The 6,248-nt window shown below is 70.4% G+C and carries 5 protein-coding genes and 1 pseudogene; 3 read left to right on the forward strand and 3 right to left on the reverse strand.

Features of this window, described 5'->3' with window-relative positions:
* On the forward strand, positions 1-607 hold a 607-nt coding region (locus IH13_RS0113665; protein ID WP_199814650.1), incomplete at its 5' end, for an ATP-binding protein.
* Between the two features lie 51 nt (positions 608-658).
* Here IH13_RS0113665 and IH13_RS0113670 read toward each other — a convergent pair.
* The 3 genes from IH13_RS0113670 to IH13_RS0113680 form a co-directional block, all read right to left on the reverse strand.
* A complete protein-coding gene (locus IH13_RS0113670) occupies positions 659-1,714 on the reverse strand; it encodes an AI-2E family transporter (RefSeq protein WP_031084218.1) in 1,056 nt (351 codons plus the stop codon).
* Positions 1,715-1,800: 86 nt separating this feature from the next.
* Complete coding sequence (locus tag IH13_RS0113675; RefSeq protein WP_031084220.1) at positions 1,801-2,757, reverse strand: pirin family protein; 957 nt, start codon at positions 2,755-2,757, stop codon at positions 1,801-1,803.
* 162 nt (positions 2,758-2,919) lie between these two features.
* On the reverse strand, positions 2,920-3,360 hold the full coding sequence (locus tag IH13_RS0113680) for an SseB family protein (RefSeq protein ID WP_019992517.1): 441 nt from the start codon (positions 3,358-3,360) through the stop codon (positions 2,920-2,922).
* A gap of 165 nt (positions 3,361-3,525) precedes the next feature.
* Between IH13_RS0113680 and IH13_RS0113685 the strand changes: the two genes are divergently transcribed.
* Positions 3,526-5,352, forward strand: coding sequence for an acyl-CoA dehydrogenase (locus tag IH13_RS0113685; protein ID WP_031084222.1), 1,827 nt, complete (start codon positions 3,526-3,528; stop codon positions 5,350-5,352).
* 163 nt (positions 5,353-5,515) lie between these two features.
* Positions 5,516-6,248, forward strand: a pseudogene (locus tag IH13_RS0113690) (M18 family aminopeptidase); the annotation flags it as partial.

The following is a 6,248-nucleotide window of genomic DNA, read 5'->3' on the forward strand; positions in this document are numbered from 1 at the left end:
TGTGTATAAGAGACAGGTCCTGGAGCAGCCCGTGGACGACCTGGAGGAGCTGGCCGACGCCCTGGTGCAGGCCGTGCACGGCCCCGAGTCGCACTCCACGACCGGCCCGCTGGTGGACCGCCGCGAGGACGACATCGCGGTGCTGGTGCTGCGCCGCGACCACAGCCGCACGCGCACGGTCCCGCACCGCCGCTCGGCCATGACCATCGCCCAGGCCGAGCCCGAGCGGATCGCCGCCGCCCGGCAGCAGCTGCGCGAGCTGCTGCACGACTGGGCGGACGGGGAGCAGGTGGACTCGGCGGAACTCATGATCTCCGAGATGGCGACGAACGTGCTGGTCCACACGGACGGCGACGCCCTCCTCCTCGCCGAGGTGACCGGCGTGCGGGGCGAGCGTCGGCTGCGCGTCGAGGTGGCCGACTCCAGCGACGAGCTGCCGCACAAGCGGAGGCCCGGCGAGATGGCGTCCAGCGGCCGGGGCCTGATGCTGATGGAGATGCTCGCCGACGCGTGGGGGGTGGACCCGCGCGGGGAGGGCAAGTGCACCTGGTTCGAGCTCTACGAGTCCCGGGAACCGGCGGAGCTCGGCGTCACCGGCGGCGCATGAGCCCCGCGCGAGGGCCGGGCGGTGCACGGGCCCCGCAAGGCCTCGCGCGGCTCACGGGCCCCGGGGGAGGTCCTTCCCGTGGCGCAGCTCCCCGATCACGCCGGACACCGCCGCGCAGAACGGCACCGCGAGCAGCATGCCCAGCAGTCCCGCCACGCTCGCGCCCGCGGTCAGCGCGACCAGGATCGCGGCCGGGTGCATCTGGACCGTACGGCTCTGGATGACCGGCTGGAGCACATGGCCCTCCAGCAGCTGGACGGCGAGGACGACGCCCAGCGCCCAGAGCGCGATCACGAAGCCCCGGTCGGCCAGCGCGACCAGCACGGCGACGGCCCCGGAGACGAAGGCCCCCAGGTACGGGACGTACGCGCCGACGAAGACCAGGGCTCCCAGCCCCACCGCACCGGGCACCCGCAGGATCAGCAGGCCGACGGTGATGCACACGGCATCGATCAGGGCGATGAGCGTGGTCCCGCGCATGAAGCCCTGGACCGCCTCGAAGGCCCTGCGTCCCATCGCCTCCACGAGGTCACCGGTGCCCCGCGGGGCGACGACGTGCGCGAGGTGCGGGGCGCGGTCGGAGTCGCGCAGGAAGAAGAAGGTCAGCAGCAGCGCCAGGACGGCGGTGGCCCCCAGGGTGGCGAGGAGGCTGATGCCGGTGAGCAGCCCGCCCGCCGCGCTCGCCCCGAACTTCTCGACGAGGCCCTTGGCGTGGTCCGCCAGGTCGTCGGGATCGGCGAGCCCGTCGATGTGGAAGTGGTCGGTGACCCACTGCATGGCCTGCTTCAGCGACGCGGCGATCTGGTCACCGCTGTCGATCAGCGCGGTGACGACGATGTAGCCGGCGCCGCCGACCACCGCGACGAGCGCCGCGCAGGTGAGCCCGGCGGCCAGCGACCGGTTCACCTTGCGGGCGGTCAGCCAGCGGTGGACCGGTCCGAGCAGAGCCGTGCCGAGGAGGGCCAGCAGCACAGGGGTGACGGCGGTCTTGAGGGTGACGCAGAGCCAGACGGCCACCGCCGCGACTCCGGTGACCAGCAGCAGCACACCGCACCAGGCGGCAGTCCGCCGCGCGCTCTCGGGCAGGAGGTGCTTCCGGGGAGGCATCCCCCCACCTGATCACGGGGCGGGTACCGCGCCCCGGCGCACAGGCGTACAGGTGACACACCGTCACCCGTACGCCGGACGTCCCGTCACATGCCGTGGACGGAGGGGACGCTGCCGAGGCGGCCCGCCCGGAAGTCTTCGAAGGCCTGCTGGAGCTCGGCCTGCGTGTTCATCACGAACGGCCCGTAGTGCGCCATCGGCTCCCGGATGGGGCGTCCGCCGAGCAGGACGACCTCCAGGTCCGGGGTGTTGCCGTCCTGCGACTCGTCGGCCCGGACGGTCAGCGAGGAGCCCGCGCCGAACACCGCGGTCTGCCCGGTCCGTACGGGACGGCGCTGCTCACCGACGGACCCGCGTCCGGCGAGCACGTAGGCCAGGCCGTTGAAGTCCTCGCGCCAGGGCAGGGTCACCTCGGCGCCGGGCCGGACGGTCGCGTGGATCATGGTGATGGGGGTGTGGGTGATGCCCGGGCCCTCGTGGCCGTCGAGGTCGCCGGCGATGACGCGCAGCAGCGCGCCGCCGTCCGAGGAGGCGAGGAGCTGGACCTGGCCGCCGCGGATGTCCTGGTAGCGCGGAGCCATCATCTTGTCCGCCTTGGGCAGGTTCACCCAGAGCTGGAGGCCGTGGAAGAGCCCGCCGGACATCACGAGGGCCTCGGGCGGCGTCTCGATGTGGAGCAGCCCCGAGCCGGCCGTCATCCACTGGGTGTCGCCGTTCTCGATGGCGCCGCCACCGCCGTGGCTGTCCTGGTGGATGAAGCTGCCGTCGATGATGTAGGTGACCGTCTCGAAGCCGCGGTGCGGGTGCCAGGGAGTCCCCTTCGGCTCGCCCGCCGCGTACTCCACCTCACCCATCTGGTCCATCATGATGAACGGGTCCAGGTGCCGGTAGTTGATGCCGGCGAAGGCGCGCCGCACCGGGAACCCCTCGCCCTCGAAACCGGAGGGCGCGGTCGTCACGGTCAGCACCGGACGGGCCACGGCGTCCGCCGGGGCGGCCACCCGGGGCAGGGTCAGCGGGTTTTCGACGGTCACTGCGGGCATGGGAGCCACCTCCGGCTGGGTCGTGCCTTCAATTTAGTTGAATGGTGAACATCTCGCAAGGCGCCCGGTATTCCCGGACAGCACGAGGGCCCGGACCGAGGCGTCTCGGTCCGGGCCCGTCCAGGTCCCGCGGGGCTCTAGCCGTACATGCCGTACGGGGCTCTAGCCGTACATACGGCGCATGGCGAAGTCGACCATCTGCTCCACCGCCTTGGCGTCGAAGACCATGCGGTGGTCGCCCTCCATGTCCAGGACGAAGCCGTAGCCGGTCGGCAGCAGGTCGATCACCTCGGCGCCGGTGATCACGAAGTACTTGGACTCCTTGCCCGCGTACCGCCGCAGCTCCTTGAGCGTGGTGAACATCGGGATCACCGGCTGCTGGGTGTTGTGCAGGGCGAGGAAGCCCGGATTGTCACCCCGCGGACAGTAGACCTTGGACGTCGCGAAGATCTGCTGGAAGTCCTCCGCCGAGAGGGAGCCGGTCGTGAAGGCCCGTACCGCGTCGGCCAGGGACGGCGGAGAGGGCTCCGGATACAGCGGCTGTTCGCCGTAGCCGCCGGCCATCTGCTGCTGCGCGCCCGGGTTCTGGTCGTAGCCATACATGCCGCAAAGAGTAATCGGACACATCTCCACCTTGAGGGGTTGCGTCTTATTACTGGCGGGTAGCATCATCGTGGGGTCAGCTGATACGTACGCGCCGGCCTGTCGCCCGATCCTCACCCTCCCCGGGGCGCTGAGCGCCACTGCTATTGATTACGGAGCCTTGCCATGGGGCACTACAAGTCGAACCTCCGCGACATCGAGTTCAACCTCTTCGAGGTACTCGGGCGGGACAAGGTGTACGGCACCGGTCCGTTCGAGGAGATGGACGTCGACACCGCGAAGTCGATCCTCGACGAGGTCACCCGCCTCGCGGAGAACGAGCTCGCCGACTCGTACGCCGACGCCGACCGCAACCCGCCGGTGTTCGACCCCGAGACCAGCACCGCGCCGGTCCCGGACTCCTTCAAGAAGTCGTACCAGGCGTTCATGGACTCCGAGTACTGGCGCCTGGGCCTCCCCGAGGAGATCGGCGGCACCACCTCCCCCCGCTCCCTGATCTGGGGCTACGCGGAGCTGCTGCTCGGCTCGAACCCGGCCGTGTGGATGTACTCCTCCGGTCCGGCCTTCGCCGGCATCCTCTTCGACGAGGGCAACGAGGCGCAGAAGAAGGTCGCCGAGATCGCCGTCGAGAAGCAGTGGGGCTCGACCATGGTCCTGACCGAGCCGGACGCCGGTTCGGACGTCGGCGCCGGGCGCACGAAGGCGGTCGAGCAGGAGGACGGCTCCTGGCACATCGAGGGCGTGAAGCGCTTCATCACCTCGGGCGAGCACGACATGTCCGAGAACATCCTCCACTACGTGCTGGCGCGCCCCGAGGGCGCGGGCCCCGGCACCAAGGGCCTCTCGCTCTTCCTGGTCCCGAAGTACCACTTCGACTGGACCACCGGCGAGCTCGGTGAGCGCAACGGCGTGTACGCGACGAACGTCGAGCACAAGATGGGCCTCAAGGCGTCCAACACGTGCGAGATGACCTTCGGCGACCAGCACCCCGCCAAGGGCTGGCTCATCGGCGACAAGCACGACGGCATCCGCCAGATGTTCCGCATCATCGAGTTCGCCCGCATGATGGTCGGCACGAAGGCCATCGCGACCCTGTCGACGGGCTACCTCAACGCGCTGGAGTACGCCAAGGAGCGCGTCCAGGGCACCGACCTGTCGCAGTTCATGGACAAGACGGCCCCCAAGGTCACCATCACGCACCACCCCGACGTGCGCCGCGCCCTCATGACGCAGAAGGCGTACGCGGAGGGCATGCGCTCCCTGGTCATGTACACCGCCTCCGTCCAGGACGCGATCCAGGTCAAGGAGGCCGCGGGCGAGGACTCCAAGGCGCTGCACGGCCTCAACGACCTGCTGCTCCCGATCGTGAAGGGCTACGGCTCCGAGAAGTCCTACGAGCAGCTCGCGCAGTCGCTCCAGACCTTCGGCGGCTCCGGGTACCTCCAGGAGTACCCAATCGAGCAGTACATCCGTGACGCCAAGATCGACACCCTGTACGAGGGCACGACCGCGATCCAGGGCCAGGACTTCTTCTTCCGGAAGATCGTCCGCGACCAGGGCGCCTCGCTGAACACGCTCTCCGAGGAGATCAAGAAGTTCCTCGCCGAGGCCCAGGGCAACGAGGAGCTGGCCGGCGCGCTGGACAACCTCGCCAAGGCCGCCGTGGACCTGGAGGCGATCGTCGGCACGATGATCACCGACCTCACCGCGACCGGTGAGGACGTCAAGAACATCTACAAGGTCGGCCTCAACACCACCCGCCTGCTGATGGCCTCCGGCGACGTCGTCGTCGGCTACCTGCTGCTCAAGGGCGCGGCCGTGGCGGCCGAGAAGCTGCGGAACGCCTCCGCCAAGGACGTCGCCTTCTACCAGGGCAAGATCGCCGCGGCGAAGTTCTTCGCCGCGAACGTCCTGCCGGGCGTCTCGGCCGAGCGCGCGCTCGCCGAGTCCGTGGACAACTCGCTGATGGAGCTGGACGAGGCCGCGTTCTAGGGCGTGCCCCCGCTCGTCACGCCAGGCACGTGAGGACGGCCCGCCCCCCCTGCGCAGGGGGGGGCGGGCCGTCCTCGTGGCGGCGGGGCCTTCCGGACGATGACGGGCGTCGGCGGCCATCCGCCGTGAACCCTCCCGGCCCGCCGTCGATACAGTGAAGAACATGAGTTCTTCCCTCCGCTTCGACCGCGGGCACACCGACGACCTGATGGCCTTCCTGATGGCCGGTCCCTCCCCGTACCACGCCGTCGCCACGGCCGCGGCCCGGCTGGAGGAGGCCGGTTTCCGGCAGGTCGAGGAGACCGCGGCCTGGGACGCCTCGGCGGGCGGGAAGTACGTCCTGCGCGGTGGGGCGATCGTCGCCTGGTACGTGCCGGAGGGCGCCGCGGCGCACACCCCGTTCCGGATCGTGGGGGCCCACACCGACTCCCCCAATCTGCGGGTCAAGCCCCGTCCGGACACGGGCGCGTACGGCTGGCGCCAGATCGCCGTCGAGGTCTACGGCGGCACCCTCCTCAACACCTGGCTCGACCGGGACCTCGGCCTGGCGGGCCGGCTGTCCCTGCGTGACGGTTCGCACCGGCTGGTGAACATCGACCGGCCGCTGCTGCGGGTGCCGCAGCTCGCCGTCCACCTGGACCGGTCCGCCAACCCGGAGGGGCTCAAGCTCGACCGCCAGAAGCACATGCAGCCGATCTGGGGCCTGGGCGAGGTCGAGGAGGGCGACCTCATCCGCTTCGTCGCCGGTGAGGCGGACGTCGATCCGGCGGACGTGACCGGCTGGGACCTGATGCCGCACGCCGTCGAGGCGCCTTCCTACCTGGGACGGGACCGCGAGCTGGTCGCCGCGCCCCGGATGGACAACCTGCTCTCGGTGCACGCCGCGACGGCCGCAC

The sequence above is a fragment of the Streptomyces sp. NRRL WC-3549 genome (assembly GCF_000721935.1).
Classification (GTDB): domain Bacteria; phylum Actinomycetota; class Actinomycetes; order Streptomycetales; family Streptomycetaceae; genus Streptomyces.